At 67.4% G+C, this 18,330-nt stretch carries 16 protein-coding genes and 2 pseudogenes; 14 read left to right on the forward strand and 4 right to left on the reverse strand.

The features are described 5' to 3' along the window. Positions 1 to 208 (reverse strand): annotated as a pseudogene (locus A5625_RS11565) (tRNA 2-thiouridine(34) synthase MnmA); the annotation flags it as partial. Between A5625_RS11565 and A5625_RS11570 the strand changes: the two are divergent. Further along, positions 198 to 407, forward strand: a pseudogene (locus A5625_RS11570) (aminomethyltransferase beta-barrel domain-containing protein); the annotation flags it as partial. The pseudogenes A5625_RS11565 and A5625_RS11570 sit on opposite strands and share 11 nt — an antisense overlap. Before the next feature lie 6 nt (positions 408 to 413). Here A5625_RS11570 and A5625_RS11575 read toward each other — a convergent pair. Beyond that, the gene (locus tag A5625_RS11575) at positions 414 to 1,058 is read right to left on the reverse strand and encodes a sensor domain-containing protein (RefSeq protein ID WP_197516055.1); all 645 of its coding nucleotides are present in this window, start codon (positions 1,056 to 1,058) and stop codon (positions 414 to 416) included. 99 nt (positions 1,059 to 1,157) lie between these two features. On the opposite strand from A5625_RS11575, the gene A5625_RS11580 reads away from it, so the two are divergent. From A5625_RS11580 to A5625_RS11615, 8 genes are all read left to right on the forward strand, one after another. Beyond that, complete coding sequence (locus A5625_RS11580; RefSeq protein WP_066993202.1) at positions 1,158 to 2,186, forward strand: methionine synthase; 1,029 nt, start codon at positions 1,158 to 1,160, stop codon at positions 2,184 to 2,186. A 64-nt stretch (positions 2,187 to 2,250) separates the two neighbouring features. Beyond that, on the forward strand, positions 2,251 to 2,733 hold the full coding sequence (locus A5625_RS11585) for an SRPBCC family protein (RefSeq protein WP_066993205.1): 483 nt from the start codon (positions 2,251 to 2,253) through the stop codon (positions 2,731 to 2,733). Further along, positions 2,730 to 3,053 carry a helix-turn-helix transcriptional regulator gene (locus tag A5625_RS11590; protein ID WP_066993208.1) on the forward strand — a complete coding sequence of 108 codons (324 nt, stop codon included), beginning with the start codon at positions 2,730 to 2,732 and terminating at the stop codon, positions 3,051 to 3,053. The genes A5625_RS11585 and A5625_RS11590 overlap by 4 nt, the downstream gene beginning before the upstream one ends. A gap of 44 nt (positions 3,054 to 3,097) precedes the next feature. Beyond that, complete coding sequence (gene ligA / locus A5625_RS11595; RefSeq protein WP_066993212.1) at positions 3,098 to 5,179, forward strand: NAD-dependent DNA ligase LigA; 2,082 nt, start codon at positions 3,098 to 3,100, stop codon at positions 5,177 to 5,179. A 3-nt stretch (positions 5,180 to 5,182) separates the two neighbouring features. After that, positions 5,183 to 6,295: a cystathionine gamma-lyase gene (locus tag A5625_RS11600; RefSeq protein ID WP_066993215.1), complete on the forward strand. Its 1,113-nt coding sequence runs from the start codon at positions 5,183 to 5,185 to the stop codon at positions 6,293 to 6,295. Positions 6,296 to 6,357: 62 nt separating this feature from the next. Beyond that, the gene (locus A5625_RS11605; RefSeq protein WP_156748145.1) at positions 6,358 to 6,963 is read left to right on the forward strand and encodes a TetR/AcrR family transcriptional regulator; all 606 of its coding nucleotides are present in this window, start codon (positions 6,358 to 6,360) and stop codon (positions 6,961 to 6,963) included. Between the two features lie 169 nt (positions 6,964 to 7,132). Further along, a complete protein-coding gene (locus A5625_RS11610; protein ID WP_197516056.1) occupies positions 7,133 to 7,579 on the forward strand; it encodes an MmpS family transport accessory protein in 447 nt (148 codons plus the stop codon). Beyond that, on the forward strand, positions 7,576 to 10,482 hold the full coding sequence (locus tag A5625_RS11615; RefSeq protein WP_066993222.1) for an RND family transporter: 2,907 nt from the start codon (positions 7,576 to 7,578) through the stop codon (positions 10,480 to 10,482). Before A5625_RS11610 ends, A5625_RS11615 begins: the two co-directional genes overlap by 4 nt. Here A5625_RS11615 and A5625_RS11620 read toward each other — a convergent pair. Beyond that, the gene (locus A5625_RS11620; RefSeq protein WP_156748142.1) at positions 10,479 to 11,135 is read right to left on the reverse strand and encodes an amino acid-binding protein; all 657 of its coding nucleotides are present in this window, start codon (positions 11,133 to 11,135) and stop codon (positions 10,479 to 10,481) included. The two genes, A5625_RS11615 and A5625_RS11620, sit on opposite strands and share 4 nt — an antisense overlap. Before the next feature lie 143 nt (positions 11,136 to 11,278). Here A5625_RS11620 and gatC point away from each other — a divergent pair, with 143 nt between their 5' ends. From gatC to gatB, 5 genes are all read left to right on the forward strand, one after another. Further along, positions 11,279 to 11,578: an Asp-tRNA(Asn)/Glu-tRNA(Gln) amidotransferase subunit GatC gene (gene gatC / locus A5625_RS11625; protein WP_066993328.1), complete on the forward strand. Its 300-nt coding sequence runs from the start codon at positions 11,279 to 11,281 to the stop codon at positions 11,576 to 11,578. Beyond that, positions 11,575 to 13,056: an Asp-tRNA(Asn)/Glu-tRNA(Gln) amidotransferase subunit GatA gene (gene gatA, locus A5625_RS11630; protein WP_066993228.1), complete on the forward strand. Its 1,482-nt coding sequence runs from the start codon at positions 11,575 to 11,577 to the stop codon at positions 13,054 to 13,056. Before gatC ends, gatA begins: the two co-directional genes overlap by 4 nt. 78 nt (positions 13,057 to 13,134) lie before the next feature. Further along, a complete protein-coding gene (locus tag A5625_RS11635; protein ID WP_066993330.1) occupies positions 13,135 to 14,166 on the forward strand; it encodes an ATP-dependent 6-phosphofructokinase in 1,032 nt (343 codons plus the stop codon). A gap of 134 nt (positions 14,167 to 14,300) precedes the next feature. Further along, positions 14,301 to 15,488 (forward strand): MinD/ParA family protein, encoded by a 1,188-nt coding sequence (locus A5625_RS11640; protein ID WP_232003609.1) that lies wholly within the window; start codon positions 14,301 to 14,303, stop codon positions 15,486 to 15,488. Between the two features lie 81 nt (positions 15,489 to 15,569). Next, entirely contained in the window at positions 15,570 to 17,081 is a 1,512-nt protein-coding gene (gene gatB, locus A5625_RS11645) for an Asp-tRNA(Asn)/Glu-tRNA(Gln) amidotransferase subunit GatB (protein WP_066993231.1), read from the forward strand. 44 nt (positions 17,082 to 17,125) lie between these two features. Here gatB and A5625_RS11650 read toward each other — a convergent pair whose 3' ends face one another. Further along, complete coding sequence (locus A5625_RS11650; protein WP_066993244.1) at positions 17,126 to 18,256, reverse strand: sorbosone dehydrogenase family protein; 1,131 nt, start codon at positions 18,254 to 18,256, stop codon at positions 17,126 to 17,128. Positions 18,257 to 18,330: the final 74 nt, after the last annotated feature.

An 18,330-nucleotide genomic window follows, 5' to 3' on the forward strand; every position in this document is an offset into this window, starting at 1 on the left:
CGACCAGTTCGGCTATCGCGGCGGCGGTTTCGCCGTGCGCTCGCACCTGAACCTCGCACTCCACCGGACCCGACGGCGCCACACCCGAGGTGAAAACCGGTGTCCGCCCGACCAATTCGCGCACCTCGAGATCGGCCGCCTCCCCCACCCGAACCGTGGCAGTGTCGGCGTCGATCTCAGTCACGTAACGCGGCCGGCCGTCGGGTCCGGTGGAGTGCGAGGTTCAGGTGCGAGCGCACGGCGAAACCGCCGCCGCGATAGCCGAACTGGTCGACGACGAACTCGTGGTGCGGCTGCGCGCCCCGGTGCGCGGCGTGGCGCGCGGCCAGACGCTGGTGCTGTATCGGCCCGACCCCGACGGCGACGAGGTGCTCGGCAGCGCCACCATCGCCGGTACCGCCCGCTGATCGGTGCTACCGCGGCACGTTCGCGGAGATGTTGGTCATCACGATGTCGGACACCGATTGGGCGAAGCCGCAGAAGGTGACTTCCAGCATGGCCACCGACAGAATCCGGTAGTCGCGGCCGCACCCGCCGGGCCGCAGGTGCAGCGAGGTGGCGTCGGCGCTCCAGTCGCCGACGTAAAGCTGCCCACTAGAGCCGTTCGCGCAGTCTCCGACGGTGCCCACCAGGGCGCCGAAGGCGCGCCGGGCGGCGTCGGCGTCGCGATAGGCCGCGGCGCCCTCGGAGATCAACGCTCCGTCGGGTGGATCCTGAAACGTCGTCTTGTGAAAAGCCTCGAGATCGCGGCCGAACGTTGCCGTCTCGGCGAAGATGAACCGGCACGCGCGCGGCGTGGTGTCGGCGAGCGCGTCGATGTCCACCGGACTGGTGCCGTCCATCGAGGGAATGATGCTCAGATGCTCACCGGCGCCGGTGATCGCACGCATCCGGGACTGGTCCAGCAGGATGGTGTCGACATCGACGCCCTGCACCACTCTGCGATTGGCGTCGGATCCCGCGACCGCCGCGCCGTCGACCACCAGGGTGCACGACGCGACCAGCATCACCGCCCCGCACAACAGCGGTAGCCACAGTAATTTCGCCTTCTGCGACACCTTTTCGCACCCCTTCGCAGTTGAACCTACCCGGGCGGGCCCCCCGTACACAGACCCCTGCCGGCCGGCGGGTGGTGCGACGTCGAATACGGTTGCCCGGTGAGTGTTTTCGCCCACCCCTTTGCCAGCGCCAGCGGTGTCGGATCATGGCCGGGCATCGACGCACGCGAAGCCGCCGAAGTCGTGGTGGGTGAATTGGCGGGCGCGCTGGCGCACATCGTCGAGCTGCCCGCGCGCGGAGTGGGTGCCGACGTGCTCGGCCGGGCGGGCGCGCTGCTGGTCGACGTGGCCATCGACACGGTGCCGCGCGGCTACCGTCTGGCCGCCCGGCCCGGGGCGGTCACCCGGCGCGCCATCAGCCTGCTGGACGAGGACATGGACGCGCTGGAGGAGGCCTGGGAAGCCGCCGGGCTGCGCAACCAGGGGCGGGTGGTCAAGGTGCAGGCGCCCGGCCCGATCACGCTGGCCGCCGAGATCGAGCTGGCCAACGGTCATCGCGCGATCACCGATCCCGGGGCGCTGCGTGACGTGGCGGCATCGCTGGCCGAGGGCGTGTCCGCGCATCGCGCGATGATGGCCCGCCGGCTGGAGGCGGAGGTAGTGGTTCAGTTCGACGAGCCGTCGCTGTCGAACGCGCTCGGCGGCGGGCTGAGCGGAGTGACCTCGCTGAGTCCGGTGGCGCCGATCGACGAGGCGGTGGCCGGCAGCCTGCTCGATACCTGTGCCCAAACCGTGGGTGGTGAGGTGCTGCTGCACTGCTGTGCCCCCGGCGTTCCATGGGACCTCTTGCAGCGCAGCGCTTTTGCGGCCGTCTCGGTAGACGCGGGCGCGCTGAACGCGACGGATCTCGATGGTGTCGGCGAGTTCGTGGAGTCCGGTCGCACCGTCATGTTGGGGGTCGTCGCCGGCAGCACCCCGTCCCGCCGGCTTTCGGCGGAGCGGGTGGCCGCTGCGGTCGTCGCGGTGACCGATCGGCTCGGCTTCGCCCGCTCGGCATTGCGGGATCGCATCGGCGTCACCCCAGCGTGCGGTCTGGCCGCCGCCACGCCGCAGTGGGCGCGCACCGCGATCGAGCTCGCCCGCAAGGCGGCCGAAATGTTCGCCGAGGATCCCGACGCCATCGAATAGGCAACCGATCGGTTGCGTTTCGGACCGTCGCGTGCTGCACTAATAGGCAACCAGGAGGTTGCATATGAAGATCGAGAAGCAGGTGGTGCTGCGCGCGCCACTCGAGCGGGTGTGGCGGGCCATCAGCGACGCCGAGGAGTTCGGCCGGTGGTTCGGGGTGCGCTTCGACGGGCCGTTCGTGGCCGGCACCTCGGTGACCGCTGCGATCGCCCCGACCGCGGTGGACGGCGAGGTCGCCAAACGCCAGGAGGCGCACGCCGGGATGCGAAGCACCTGGCACATCGTCGCCGTCGAGCCGCAACGCCGGTTCGCCTACCGCTGGCATCCCTTCGCCGTCGACCCGCAGGTCGACTACGACCGGGAGCCGACCACGCTGGTCGAATTCACCCTGGCCGAGCAGCCCGACGGGGTGCTGCTGACCATCACCGAATCCGGTTTCGAGGCGATTCCCGACGTGCGCCGCGGTCCGGCGTTCGAGGCCAACGGCGAAGGCTGGGCGATCCAGACCACGCTGGTGCGCAAATACATCGAAGGCGTCCGGGTATGAGCGGCCGTGTCGCTGTCGACGCGCCGCTCTTCGATGCGTTGGGCGACCCCAACCGGCTGCGCATCATCGTGCGGCTCTGCGATCGGGGCCCGAGCTCGACATCGCAGGTCACCAGCGTCGTGCCGGTCTCCCGGCAGGCGGCCAGCAAGCACCTGCAGCTGTTGGAGTCCGTCGGGCTGGTGACCAGCAGCCGGCGCGGCCGCGAGCGTGTCTGGACGGTGCAGACCCAACCGTTGGCGTCGGCCAGCGACTACCTGAGTCAGCTGTCCCGTCGCTGGGACGCCGCAGTGGATCGGTTGCGGGCATACGTGGAGGAGTGAGCGGCGCCGGGTTTTGCGTCGGTGTCCTCGGATAGCCTGCCAAGGTGAGCTCCGCAGCAGCTGATTCGGTATCGCCCGAGGTTCGCCGCCAGTGGCAGGACCTGGCCGAAACAGTCCGTGAACACCAATTCCGCTACTACATCAAGGACGCGCCGATCATTTCCGACGCGGAGTTCGACACGATGTTCAACGAACTCCTCGCGCTGGAGGATCAGCACCCGGAGCTGAAAGTTCCCGATTCCCCGACGCAGCTGGTCGGCGGGGCCGGTTTCGCCACCGAGTTCGGAGAAGCGCAGCACCTGGAACGGATGCTGAGCCTCGACGATGTCTTCGATCGCGACGAGTTGGTCGCCTGGAGCAACCGCGTCGAGAACGAGGTCGGCAAGGAGCCCTACTACCTGTGTGAACTCAAGATCGACGGGGTGGCGCTCTCGTTGGTCTACCGCGACGGCCGGCTGGAACGGGCCGCGACCCGGGGCGACGGCCGGGTCGGCGAGGACGTCACGCTCAATGCCCGCACCATCGACGACGTCCCCGAGCGGCTGTCCGCCAGCAAGGACTTCCCGGTCCCCGCGCTGCTCGAGGTGCGCGGCGAGGTGTTTTTTCTGCTTGCCGATTTCGAGGCGCTCAACGCCAGCCTGGTTGAAGACGGCAAGGCGCCGTTCGCCAATCCGCGCAACAGCGCGGCCGGGTCGCTGCGCCAGAAGAATCCGGCCGTCACCGCGCGGCGCAAGCTGCGGATGATCTGCCATGGCATCGGTCGCACTGAAGGATTTGCCCCCAAGAGCCAACACGAGGCCTACACCGCGCTGAGCGCCTGGGGGCTGCCGGTGGCCGAACAGACCGCGCGGGTGCGCGGGCTTGCCGCCATCGAGGAGCGGATCGGTTACTGGGGTGAGCACCGCTACGACCTGCGGCACGAAATCGACGGTGTGGTAGTCAAAGTCGACGACGTCGCCCTGCAGCGCCGGCTCGGCACCACCTCGCGCGCGCCGCGCTGGGCCGTCGCCTACAAGTACCCGCCCCAGGAGGCGCAGACCAAGCTGCTCGACATCCGGGTCAACGTTGGGCGCACCGGCCGGGTCACTCCGTTTGCGTTCATGACACCGGTCAAGGTGGCCGGGTCGACGGTAGGGCTGGCCACGCTGCACAACGCCGCCGAGGTCAAACGCAAGGGCGTGCTGATCGGCGACACGGTAATGATCCGCAAAGCCGGCGACGTGATCCCGGAAGTGCTGGGGCCCGTCGTCGACCTGCGCGACGGCTCCGAACGCGAATTCGTCATGCCCACAACGTGTCCCGAGTGCGGCACCACGCTTGCCCCGGCCAAGGAGGGCGATGCCGACATCCGCTGCCCCAATGCCCGGTCCTGTCCTGCTCAGCTGCGGGAGCGGGTATTTCACGTCGCCGGTCGCGGCGCGTTCGATATCGAGGGGCTCGGCTACGAAGCCGCGACCGCGCTGCTGAAGGCCGGCGTGATCGCCGACGAGGGCGACTTGTTCGCGCTCACCGAGGACGATCTGCTGCGCACCGAGCTCTTCCGGACGAAGGCGGGCGCCCTGTCCGCCAACGGGCGACGGCTGCTCGACAACCTGGACAAGGCCAAGACGGTGACGCTGTGGCGGGTCCTGGTGGCGTTGTCGATCCGGCATGTCGGGCCGACGGCCGCGCGTGCGCTGGCCACCGAGTTCGGCGATCTTGATGCGATCATGTCGGCATCGACCGAGCGGCTGGCCGCGGTGGAAGGCGTCGGCCCCACCATCGCCGCGGCGCTCACCGAATGGTTCACCGTCGACTGGCACTGCGCGATCGTCGACAAGTGGCGGGCCGCCGGTGTGCGGATGGCCGACGAGCGCGACACCAGTGTGCAGCGCACGCTGGAGGGGCTGACGGTGGTGGTCACCGGCTCGCTCACCGGCTTCTCCCGCGATGACGCCAAGGAGGCCATCCTGGCGCGCGGCGGAAAGGCCGCCGGTTCGGTGTCGAAGAAGACGGACTACGTGGTGGCCGGCGATTCGCCGGGTTCCAAGTACGACAAGGCGATCGAGTTGGGGGTGCCGGTGCTCGACGAGGACGGCTTCCGGACACTGCTGGCCGAGGGTCCGCCGGAAAAGCCGGCGGACTAACCGATGGGCAATCGGTTCGGTGATTCCACTCGTAGCCTCAAAGCCGCTGATGTACAAGCGGTCTCGGGCCAACCGGTAGCGCCGCAGGCGGTGCTCGCCGCCACCTATCACTTGTCCAGCGACGAGACCGGCGCGTTGGACAGCTACGGCCGTAGCTCCAATCCGACCTGGCGGCAACTGGAGTCGGCGCTCGCCGAGCTGGAGGGAGCCACCGGCGCGTTGGTGTTCGGTTCGGGGATGGCGGCCATCAGCGCCGCGCTACGAGCACTGGCCAGGCCCGGATCCACGGTGGTGGTACCGGTCGACGGCTACTACCAAGTGCGCCGCTACGCCCGTGAGGACCTGGCGCCCGGGGGTGTGACGGTCATCGAGGCGACGAGTTCGCAAATCTATGACGCCGCCGCGCGAGCCGAGGTGGTGCTGGCCGAAACTCCCACCAACCCGGCGTTGGATGTCATTGATCTGCACCGGTTGGCCACGATTTGCCACGATCGCGGCGCCCGCTTGATCGTCGACAACACCACCGCCACCCCGTTGGGTCAGCAACCGCTGGCGCTGGGCGCCGACGCGGTGGTGGCCAGTGCCACCAAGGCCCTGTCCGGTCACGGCGACCTGCTGGCCGGCTACGTCGCCACCAGCCAGCCCGAGCTGCTCGCCCGGGTGGAGCGCCACCGGCTGCTCGCCGGCGCGATTCTGGGCGGCTTCGAGGCATGGCTTCTGTTGCGCAGCCTGGCAACTGCCGGACTGCGATTCGAGCGGCAATGCCAGAACGCGCGCGCGGTGGCGACCATGCTGGCCCGCCATCCGGCGGTGCGGGCGGTGCGCTACCCGGGATTGGCCGGGGACCCGGCGCATCCGGTGGCCATGGCGCAGATGCGCCGATTCGGCGCGCTGGTCTCGGTCGAGCTGGCCGATGCGGCCGCGGTGCACACACTGGTGGAGGCCAGCGAACTGCTGATCGCGTCCACCAGCTTCGGGGGGCTGCACACGTCGGTGGACCGCCGGGCGCGCTGGGGAGATCCGGTCGCCGACGGATTCGCGCGCATCTCGCTGGGCATCGAAGACACCGACGACCTGGTCGCCGACATCGAGCGTGCGCTGAAGGCGTCCCGCTGACGAATCCACATTCGTCCGGCTTTGACTGCGCCGAAATTGGTCCACATCACCCGGGCCGCTCTATCGTGGGCTCTATGACCCAGACGGCCGATCGGTGTGAGCAGGCTTCGCCGTGGTCGCCGCGTGAGGCCGAGATATTGGCCGTGACCCTGCGGCTGCTGCAGGAACACGGTTATGACCAGCTGACGGTGGACGCGGTGGCCAACGCCGCCCGCGCCAGCAAGGCGACCGTCTACCGGCGCTGGCCGTCCAAAGCCGAATTGGTGCTGGCCGCATTCATCGAAGGCGTCCGGCAGGTGGCCGTCCCGCCGAATACCGGTACGTTGCGCGGCGACCTGCTGAGCCTGGGCGAGACCATCAGCCAGGAGTGCGGACAGCACGCCGGCACCATTCGTGCCGTGATGGTCGAGGTGTCGCGCCACCCCGCTCTCAACGACGCCTTGCAGCATCAGTTCCTGGATCAGCGCAAGGCCATGATTCAGCACGTGCTGCATCAGGCCGTCGACCGGGGCGAGATCACCGAGGACGTCATCACCGACGAACTCTGGGACTTGTTGCCGGGCTATCTCATCTTCCGGTCGATCATCCCCGGCCGCCCGCCCACCCGTCGCACCGTGCAGGCGTTCGTCGACGGGTTCCTGTTGCCCGGCCTGACCAAGTCCGGCTAACCACCCGGCATTTCAGCCGTCAGCCCCTTCGGCGAAATATATACGCGCGCGTCTCTTGTACAGTACGGTCCCGTACCGTACTGTCATAGCTGTCGATCACGCTCACGACGTTGGCGACCCCTGCGGGGTTGAGCGTGATCGTGCCGCCCGATCTTCGAAAGGCTAACGGGTGAAGGGCTTTTCGATTGCGTCCCTGGTGAAGCGGGGGTGGATGGTGCTCGTCACGGTGCTCGTCGTCGCGCTGGCGGCATTCGGCATCTATCGCCTGCACGGAATCTTCGGGTCGCACACCAACCCGTCGGCCAACAGCGGCCTGTCCAACGAAATCGTCCCGTTCAACCCAAAGCAGGTCGTGCTGGAGGTCTTCGGCGCACCGGGCGCGGTGGCGACCATCAACTACCTTGATGTCAACGCCCAGCCGCAGCAAGTCAAGGACGCGCCCCTGCCTTGGTCGTTCACCATCACCACGACGGAGCCCGCGGTCATCGGCAACGTCGTCGCGCAGGGCAACGGGGACATCCTGGGCTGCCGCATCACCGTCAACGGTGAGGTGAAAGACCAACGCACCGTTAACAAAGTGGACGCCTACACCTTCTGTCTGGATAAATCTGGATGAGTAACGATCAACCGCGGCGGTTCGCGCCGCGCACCATTCGCCGGCTCGCGTTGCCGATCCTGCTGTTCTGGGTGGGGTTGGCCGCGATCACCAATATCGCGGTCCCGCAACTGGAAGAGGTGGGTAAGACCCACAACGTGGCGCTGAATTCGCCAGATGCGCCGTCGCTCAAGGCGATCAAGCGCATCGGAGAAAAGTTTCACGAGTTCGACACCGACAGTTCGGCGATGATCGTGCTGGAGGGCGACAAGCCGCTGGGCGCAGACGCCCACCGCTTCTACGACGAGATGGTCCGCAGGCTCGAGCAGGACCGCAAGCATGTCGAGCACGTACAGGACTTCTGGGGCGACACCCTGACCGCGGCGGGATCGCAGAGCAGCGACGGCAAGGCCGCCTACGTGCAGCTGTTCCTCGCCGGCAATCAAGGCTCGGCACTGGCCAACGAGGGCGTCGGCGCCGTCCGCGACATCGTCGAGCACATGAAGCCGCCGCCCGGTGTCCGGGCGTATGTGACCGGGGCGGCGCCGCTGATCTCCGACCAGTTCGACGTCGGCAGCAAGGGCACCGCAAAAGTCACCGGGATCACCGTCGGGGTGATCGCGCTGATGTTGTTCTTCGTCTACCGTTCCGTGCTCACCACACTGCTGGTGCTGGCGACGGTCCTCATCGAAATGTCCGCGGCGCGAGGGCTCGTCGCGTTCCTGGGAAACGCCGGCGTCATCGGGCTGTCGACCTACGCAACGAATCTGCTCACGCTGCTGGTGATCGCGGCCGGAACGGACTACGCGATATTCTTCGTCGGCCGTTATCAAGAGGCACGCGGGTCCGGCGAGGATCGCGAAACCGCCTTCTACACCATGTATCACGGCACCACCCACATCGTGTTGGGTTCGGGGCTCACCGTTGCCGGCGCGGTGGCCTGTTTGGGGTTCACCCGGCTGCCGTACTTCCAAAGCCTGGGCATCCCTGCGTCGTTGGGCATTCTCGTCGCGCTGTTCGCCGCGCTCACCTTGGGGCCGGCCATTCTCACCCTGGGCGCCAAGGCGGGCATCTTCGACCCGAAACGCGCGATGAGGACCCGCGGCTGGCGGCGGATCGGCACCGCCATCGTCCGCTGGCCCGGCCCCGTTCTGGCCGCCGCCTGCGCTTTGGCTCTGGTGGGCCTGCTCGCCCTGCCCGGGTACAAGACCAGTTACGACACTCGCCCCTACATGCCGACCAGCGCACCGGCCAATATCGGCTACACGGCCGCCGAGAAGCACTTTTCGAGGGCGCGGCTGGAACCCGAGTTGTTGATGGTCGAAACCGATCACGACATGCGCAACCCGGAAAGCATGCTGGTCCTGGACAAGGTGGCCAAGGCGGTGTTTCACGTTCCCGGGGTCGCGCAGGTGCAGACCATCACTCGGCCGTTGGGGACCCCACTGGTGCACAGCTCGCTGGCCTTTGTGGTCAGCAATTCCAGTGCGGCGCAACAGCAGAACCTGACTTATCAACGAGACCGGGCCGACGACGCCCTCAAGCAGGCCAATGAACTGACCAAGACCATCAACATCTTGAAACAGCAGTACGTCCTGCAGCAGCAGCTCGCGGGCACCACCCACGACGAGACCCAGAACTTTCATGACACGCTCGCCACGATCCAGGACCTGCGTGACAAGATCGCGAACTTCGACGACTTTTTCCGGCCGGTTCGCAGCTATTTCTATTGGGAGAAGCACTGTTTCGACATTCCCGTGTGTTCCGCATTCCGGTCTCTGTTCGACGCGCTCGACGGTATCGACCAGCTCACTGAAAAGTTCGAGAACCTGACGGCTTCCCTCGACAAGCTCGATGCGCTGCAGCCGAAACTGACCGCGCTGATACCACCGCAGATCCAAAGCCAGCAGACCAATCGCGACCTGACGTTGGCGAATTACGCCACACTGTCCGGCATCTACGCGCAGACCGCCGCCGCGATCGACAACGCAACAGCGTTGGGCCGAGCCTTCGACGCGGCCAAGAACGACGACACCTTCTATCTACCGCCCGAGGTATTCAACAACCCCGACTTCAAACGGGGACTGAAACTGTTCCTCTCGCCAGACGGCACAGCCGCCCGGATGATCGTCGCCCATGAGGGCGATCCCGCGACGCCCGAGGGTATTTCGCATATCGACCCGATCGCCAAGGCCGCGCACGAGGCACTGAAGGGCACGCCGATGGCCGGCGCGGGGATCTACCTCGGCGGGACCGCCGCGACCTACAAGGACATTCAGGACGGGGCCAAGTACGACCTGATGATCGTCGCGTTCGCCGCCCTGAGTCTCATCCTGCTGATCATGATGATCATCACCCGCAGCCTGATCGCCGCCCTGGTCATCGTGGGCACCGTGGCATTGTCGCTGGGCGCTTCGTTCGGGTTGTCGGTTCTGGTGTGGCAGTACATCTTCGGTATCCAGCTGTACTGGGTGGTGCTGGCGCTGGCCGTGATCCTGCTGCTGGCAGTGGGATCCGACTACAACCTGCTGTTGATCTCGCGATTCAGGGAAGAAATCCATGCCGGCTTGAAGACCGGTGTGATCCGCGCGATGGCCGGCTCCGGCTCGGTGGTCACCTCGGCCGGCCTGGTGTTCGCCATCACCATGTGCGCGTTCGTGTTCAGCGGGTTCCAGGTGCTCGGCCAGATCGGCACCACCATCGGTCTTGGCCTGCTGTTCGACACGCTGATCGTGCGGTCGTTCATGACACCTTCTGTCGCAACGATTCTCGGGCGCTGGTTCTGGTGGCCGCAACGGGTGCGTCCGCGTCCGGCCAGCACCATGCTGCGGCCCTACGGTCCGCGGCCGGCGGTACGGCAGCTGCTGCTGTGGGACGACGACGACCCAGTGGTGATGTCCCGGCCGAAAGTTTCTGCGCGCTAGCGCAGCATGGTGGCGACGATCCCGGCCAGGTAACCCAGCCGGGCGACTTCCGACGGACGGAATTCCGGGCCGGGCCGGCCCAGCACCACCGCGGTGTGCGGGTCCCCGAGTGGGGCGGCGACCATCGTGGTGTCCATATCGCGCCAGGCCTTGGGCACCCACTCGCCGGCGCTGTCCAGCGCCGTGGCCCGCTCGATCGGCAGCCACGGTGCCGAGTCGGCCATGGTCTCCGGAGCGCCCGGACTGCCGGCAAGACGCTCGAGCTCGCCGTTCGAGCTGCGCAACACCGTGCACCAACTGACCCGCAGCACCTTGGGTGCCTCGTTGGCGAGAACCCGCAGCCGGGCCGCGTTGCCGGTGGCCGCCGCGACGTGGTCGAGCAGCTCCAGCTCGCGGTGTGCTTCCAGCAGACCGGTGTGCGGACGCACACTGTCCACCCGGACACCGGACAGTGATTCGGCGGCGGTGATGAGCGTGTCCGGCATCGCTCCCGGCGGCAGTTCGATCACCAAGTCGTCGGTCGCGTAACCCGCGCTGCGCTCCACGACATCGAGCGACAAGATGTCGGCTCCCACCGAACCGAGCGCCACCGCCAGCGACCCTAGGCTGCCTGGACGGTCGACCAGCTCGATGCGCAACAGATAGGAAGGCACGGCCAACACTGTTGCACAGCGATGTGTCGGCGGCATTTCGGCTCGTTCCGGCCGGTGGTCCTGCCCGTCGGCGACCTCGGACGGCTCAGCGATGGGCAACGGGCGTGCAGCGCGCCGCACGCTCGCGGCTAGGCTTTCCAGTCGTGTCCCAGATCTCCCGCGACGAGGTAGCGCACCTGGCCCGGCTGTCCCGGCTGGCGTTGACCGACAGCGAACTCGACAGCTTCGCCGGCCAGCTCGGCGCCATCTTGACCCACGTCAGCCAGGTGCATGCGGTCGATGTCACCGGCGTCGAAGCGACCGATAACCCACTCAAGGACGTCAACGTCACCCGTCCGGACGAGCCGACACCGTGCTTGACGCAGGCCGAGGCGCTGGCCGAAGCGCCCGCAGCGGTCGACGGCCGCTTCGCGGTCCCGCAAATCCTGGGGGACAGCGAGTGAACGAGATCATCCGGTCCAACGCCGCCACGCTGGCCGCCCGGATCGCCGCCAAAGAGGTGTCGTCCGTCGAGGTCACCCAGGCGTGCCTGGACCAGATCGCGGCCACCGACGACCGCTACCACGCCTTCCTGCACGTGGCGGCCGACGAGGCGCTGGGTGCCGCGGCCGTCGTGGACGAGGCGGTGGCCGCCGGGGAGCGGCTGCCGTCCCCGCTGGCCGGGGTTCCGCTGGCGCTGAAAGACGTCTTCACCACCGTCGACATGCCCACCACCTGCGGATCCAAGATCCTCGAGGGCTGGCGAGCACCGTACGACGCCACCGTCACCTCGCGGTTGCGCGCCGCGGGAATCCCGATCCTGGGCAAGACCAACATGGACGAGTTCGCGATGGGCAGCTCGACCGAGAACTCCGCCTACGGCCCCACCCGCAACCCGTGGGACATCGACCGGGTGCCCGGCGGCTCCGGGGGCGGCAGCGCGGCCGCCTTGGCCGCTTTCCAGGCGCCGCTGGCGATCGGATCCGACACCGGCGGCTCCATCCGGCAGCCCGCGGCGCTGACCGCGACGGTTGGAGTCAAGCCGACCTACGGCACGGTGTCGCGCTACGGCCTGGTGGCGTGCGCGTCGTCGCTGGATCAGGGCGGCCCGTGTGCGCGCACGGTGCTCGACACCGCGCTGCTGCATCAGGTGATCGCCGGGCATGACAGTCGCGACTCCACGTCGGTCGACGCCGCGGTGCCCGACGTCGTGGGCGCCGCCAAGGCCGGCGCGGCCGGCGACCTCAAGGGGGTGCGGGTCGGCGTGGTCAAGCAGTTGCGCGGTGAGGGCTATCAGTCCGGCGTGCTGACCGCCTTCGAGGCCGCCGTCGAGCGATTGACCGGGCTGGGCGCCGAAGTCAGCGAGGTCGACTGCCCACACTTCGATTACGCGCTGTCCGCCTACTACTTGATTCTGCCGTCGGAGGTGTCGAGCAACCTGGCCCGATTCGACGCGATGCGCTACGGGCTGCGGATCGGTGACGACGGCAGCCACAGCGCCGAGGAAGTGATGGCCATGACGCGGGCCGCCGGCTTCGGGCCGGAGGTCAAGCGCCGCATCATGATCGGCACCTACGCGCTGTCGGCCGGTTATTACGACGCCTATTACAACCAGGCCCAGAAGGTGCGCACCCTGATCGCCCGCGACTTGGACGAGGCCTACCGCTCGGTGGACGTGGTGGTGTCGCCCGCCACCCCGACCACGGCGTTCCGGCTCGGCGAGAAGGTAGACGATCCGCTGGCGATGTATCTGTTCGACCTGTGCACGCTGCCGCTGAATCTGGCCGGACACTGCGGTATGTCGGTGCCCGCCGGCCTGTCACCCGATGACGACCTGCCGGTCGGGCTGCAGATCATGGCGCCCGCACTGGCCGACGACCGGCTCTACCGGGTCGGCGCCGCGTTCGAAGCGGCCCGCGGACCGCTGCCGTCGGCCCTCTAGGACACCTCACCCTTTCGACTTCCGGCGATTTTGCGCTTGCTCGCGCCACCGGCCGCCGCCGCAGGCAAGATGAAGAGTATGCGGATCGGAGTGCTCACCGGAGGCGGCGACTGCCCCGGGCTCAACGCGGTCATCCGGGCAGTGGTGCGAACGTGCGATTCCCGGTACGGGTCGTCGGTGGTCGGATTCCAGGACGGCTGGCGCGGACTGCTGGAGAACCGGCGCATCCAGCTCCACAACGACGACCGTAACGACCGCCTGTTGGCCAAGGGCGGAACGATGCTGGGCACCGCCCGGGTGCACCCCGAGAAACTGCGAGCCGGACTGAACCAGATCAAGCAGACCCTCGACGACAACGGGATCGACGTTCTGATACCGATCGGCGGGGAAGGCACGCTGACGGCCGCGCACTGGCTTTCGGAAGAGAATGTTCCCGTGGTCGGTGTGCCGAAGACCATCGACAACGACATCGATTGCACTGATGTGACTTTCGGCCACGACACCGCGCTGACCGTCGCCACCGAAGCCATCGACCGGTTACACAGCACCGCCGAATCGCACCAGCGCGTGATGCTGGTGGAGGTGATGGGCCGGCACGCCGGCTGGATCGCGCTGAACGCCGGGCTCGCGTCGGGCGCGCACATGACCCTGATCCCCGAGCAACCCTTCGATGTCGAAGAAGTCTGCCGGCTCGTCAAACGACGCTTCCAGCGCGGAGATTCGCACTTCATCTGTGTGGTCGCCGAGGGAGCTAAGCCCATCCCCGGCTCGATTGCGTTGCGGGAAGGCGGGATTGACGAATTCGGCCATGAGAAGTTCACCGGCGTGGCCGCCCAGCTCGGCGCCGAAGTGGAGAAGCGGATCAACAAGGACGTCCGGGTGACCGTGCTGGGCCACGTCCAGCGAGGCGGGACTCCGACGGCCTACGACCGGGTGCTGGCCACCCGGTTCGGGGTGAATGCGGCCGACGCCGCGCACGCCGGGGAATACGGCCAGATGGTGTCGCTGCGCGGGCAGGATATCGGGCGGGTGCCGCTGGCGGACGCGGTGCGTCAACTGAAGCTCGTCCCCGAAAGCCGCTACGACGACGCGGCCGCATTCTTCGGTTAGCCACCCCCGGCGGGCAAACAATCGGTGGATCTGAGGAAACGGCTGCCTGAATTTGCGGGCGAATAATCCAGGTAATCCGCCATTGCAGCATCTTGGTGGTTTCCGGACCGGTAAATGAGGGTTATACCGGGGGTATGAGCAACCGCGGTGCGATTCGCGGAGTCGTTCAGCGATCCGCCAAAGCGGCGGGAGCGTTGGGTCCGCCCAAGAAGATGGCGCGACCGCCCGGGCGGCGGGCCGACGGCGATCCGGCGGCGACCACCGTGCCGCAGTCGCACAGGCCGAATCAGCAGGTGGCGGGGCCGCCGCAACCTCCACCGGCCGCGCAGCCACCGCCACGGCGGACCGCTGGGCCGCCTCGCCCCGAGCCGATGCTGGGCGCGACCTCGCTGGACCGCTTCGACGAACACGACACCGACTCCGCCAAACTGAATTGGCGACGGCTGCTGCATCGGGTTACCGGAATTGATCTCGGCCCCGGTAAAAACACCACCTACGAGAACGAGCTACGACAGCGCATTCGCGCCGGCGTCGGCGGGGCCTTTCCCATCGCCGTCCTCAACCTCAAAGGCGGGGTGGGCAAGACCGCCGTGGTGGAGGCGCTGGGATCGACGTTCGCCGCGGTGCGCGACGACCGGGTACTCGCCCTCGACATCGACGCCGGAGACCTGGCGGAGCGCCACGGCCGCCGCAACCCGCACAGCATGGCCGACCTGCTGCGCGGCAACCCCGCGGCGCAATACGAGGACATCCGCGCCCTGACGTACATGAACGTTTCCGGGCTGGAAGTGCTCGGTCTGCCGGACTATGCACGCACCGACTGGCGCCTGGAGCGACACGACATGCTGCGCGCTTTTTCGATGCTGCGAAATCAGTACTCGCTGGTGCTGGTCGACTGCGTCAAGGCGCTGAATTCCACTGTGATGGAAGCTGTTCTACCGGAGTCGCGCGCCCTGGTGGTGGTCACCAGCCCCTCCATCGATGCGGTCCGCAAAACGCGGACAACTCTGGAATGGTTGTGCCACAGCGGTTATCAGCGATTGATGCAGTCGACGGTGCTCGCCATCAACCACGTCGAGCCGGCCAAGGCGGACGCGGTTGCCGTCACCGAACTCGACCGGCTGTCCGCCCGCGTCCGCGCCTCGGTGGTGCTGCCGTTCGATCGGCACGTGCATGAGGGAAGAAGGATCGCGCTGGACCGATTGAGCAAGGAAAGTCGGCGCAGTTACCTGGAGATGGCGGCCGTGCTGGCTGACATGTTCCCGGGCAGGGGAGACCAGTTCGACCGATTCCCGGTGGCCAGATCACCACGCACCGTCTGATCAGCTGACCCACGGTGGTGAAGAAGGCGGCCCGCTTCGCCCGGCTCCGGCGCGCTCGCGATCACCATTAGGATCGAGCGCATGAGTGTTGCCGCCAGCGCCGATCTTATGGACTACGACGACGTCATCGCACGTTTCGATCCGGTACTCGGCCTCGAGGTGCACGTGGAGCTGTCCACCGCCACCAAGATGTTCTGCGGCTGCAGCACCGCATTCGGCGCCGAACCCAACACCCAGGTCTGCCCGGTGTGCCTCGGCCTGCCCGGGTCGCTGCCGGTGCTCAACCAGAGCGCAGTCGAGTCAGCCATTCGCATCGGGCTGGCGCTGAACTGCGAGATCGTGCCCTGGTGCCGCTTCGCGCGGAAGAACTACTTCTACCCGGACATGCCGAAGAACTACCAGATTTCGCAGTATGACGAGCCCATCGCCATCAACGGCTACCTCGAGGCGCCGTTGGAAGACGGCACCACGTGGCGTGTCGAGATCGAACGCGCCCACATGGAGGAAGACACCGGCAAGCTGACCCACATCGGCAGCGAGACGGGCCGTATCCACGGTGCGACCACGTCGTTGATCGACTACAACCGTGCCGGCGTGCCGCTGATCGAGATCGTCACCAAACCCATCGTCGGGGCCGGAGACCGGGCGCCGCAGATCGCCCGCGCCTATGTGACCGCATTGCGAGACCTGTTGCGCGCCTTGGACGTTTCCGACGTCCGGATGGACCAGGGCTCTATGCGGTGTGACGCCAATGTGTCACTGAAACCGATCGGAACCGCAGAGTTCGGAACTCGCACCGAAACCAAGAACGTCAACTCGCTGAAAAGCGTTGAGGTGGCGGTGCGTTACGAGATGCAACGCCAAGCCGCCGTTCTGGCCTCCGGCGGGCGGATCACCCAGGAAACCCGGCACTTTCACGAGTCGGGCTATACCAGCCCGGGGCGCACCAAGGAAACCGCCGAGGACTACCGCTATTTCCCCGAGCCGGACTTGGAGCCGGTCGCGCCCAGCCGCGAGCTGGTCGAGCGGCTGCGCCAGACCATCCCCGAGCTGCCGTGGTTGAGCCGCAAGCGCATTCAGCAGGAGTGGGGAATCTCCGATGAGGTGATGCGCGACCTGGTCAACGCCGGAGCGATCGAATTGGTCACCGCGACCATCGAACACGGCGCGTCCAGTGAGCAGGCCCGGGCCTGGTGGGGAAACTTCTTGATGCAGAAGGCCAACGAGGCCAATGTGGCGCTCGACGAGCTGGCCATCACGCCGGCCCAGGTCGCCGCGGTGGTGGCGTTGGTCGACGAGGGCAAGCTGTCCACCAAGTTAGCCCGTCAGGTCGTCGAGGGCGTGCTGGCCGGGGAGGGCGAGCCCGAAGCGGTGATGACCGCCCGCGGCCTGGCGCTGGTGCGTGACGACTCGGTGACACAGGCCGCCGTCGACGAGGCGCTGGCCGCCAATCCCGATGTCGCCGAGAAGATTCGAGGCGGCAAGGTGGCTGCGGCCGGTGCGATCGTCGGCGCGGTGATGAAGGCCACCCGCGGCCAGGCGGATGCCGCCCGGGTGCGCGAATTGGTGTTGGCCGCCTGCGGTCAGGGCTGACCCCGATTTCGTCCGTCAACAACACGGCGCAGAACTGACGGCCGTCAGCTCTTGTCGTCGCTGTTGCGCGGGAACCCGCCGCCCTGCGGGAAGAGCGGGAACACCACGTCGTCCAGCTTCTCGGCGTCTCCGGCCGTCTTGTTAACCGTTGCGCCCCAAACGTTTCCGTCCGGCGACATGCGCAGCGCCCAGGCGTGCGCGTGAGTGTCCTTGCGGACCACATCCGGTTCACCGGTGACCGCGCCGGTGGTCGGCGCCAGCCGGACCGCAACCGTCAACTTGGTGTTGATCAGGTTCACCAGCACGGTCCCGTCCATCGCCGCGCATCCGGCCACGCCGGGTTTGTCCGGCCAGGTCCACACCGTGGAAACGTCCGACGTTTTGGTGATGCGCTGCAGCCGATCTGCCGTCGGGGTGCGGTCGGCGACGTACAGCGAGCCGTCCACCGGGTCGGTGCACAGACCGCCGCCGGCACCCACGCTTGACAGCGCCGTCGTCGGCGGCGCCTGGCCCACGGTGGTCGGCTGTTCGATCCGCAGCACCTTGCCGGCCAGCGATTTGGGGTCGGCGGCCAGCGCCGGATTGCCCGCATCGCCGGTCATCACGACCAGCGTGGTGGGGCTGGTGAAGATCAGTGCGCCGGTGTTCCCGGTGGATCCCTTGGGGATCCCGGTCAGGATGTCCTTGGGAATGTCGCCGTCGGCCACCCGGATGACTCGGTTGTCAGTCGGGGTGCTGATGTAGGCGTACATCAACCGGTCTTGTGTGTAGGTCGGCGACATCACGATGTCCATCAAGCCGCCGTCCCCGGACGGGTCGACCGGGATGACCATCTTCACCTTCGGCTCGGCGCTGACGGAGATCTCCTTGACCGCGCCCGTGGTGCGCTCGGCAACCAGCGCGGTTTTGCTGTCGGGCCCCATGATCAGACCGCTGGTGCTCTCCAGGCAGCCCTGCATCACCCCAGGCGCGGGGCAGGCCTTGGGAAACGGCGTCGGCGGCAGCGGTGGCGGCGGGGGAGGCGTCGAACTGGGTTGCGGCTTCAGCTCGGGGGCGGTGGTGAACGGTTGCGATTGGGCGTCATTGAATCGTGCGCACCCCGCCGTTACCAGCACGAGGGCGCACAGCGCAGCGAACCCGCGCCGAACCGACCGCCCCGATCGCCCTAGTCGCATGACCGTCAGGCTACGGACAATGTCGGCAGCGCCGCCACACGCGTCCCGGTTGTGCGCTGCCCAAACCCGTTCGG

The organism is Mycobacterium sp. 1465703.0 (genome assembly GCF_001672975.1).
GTDB lineage: Bacteria > Actinomycetota > Actinomycetes > Mycobacteriales > Mycobacteriaceae > Mycobacterium.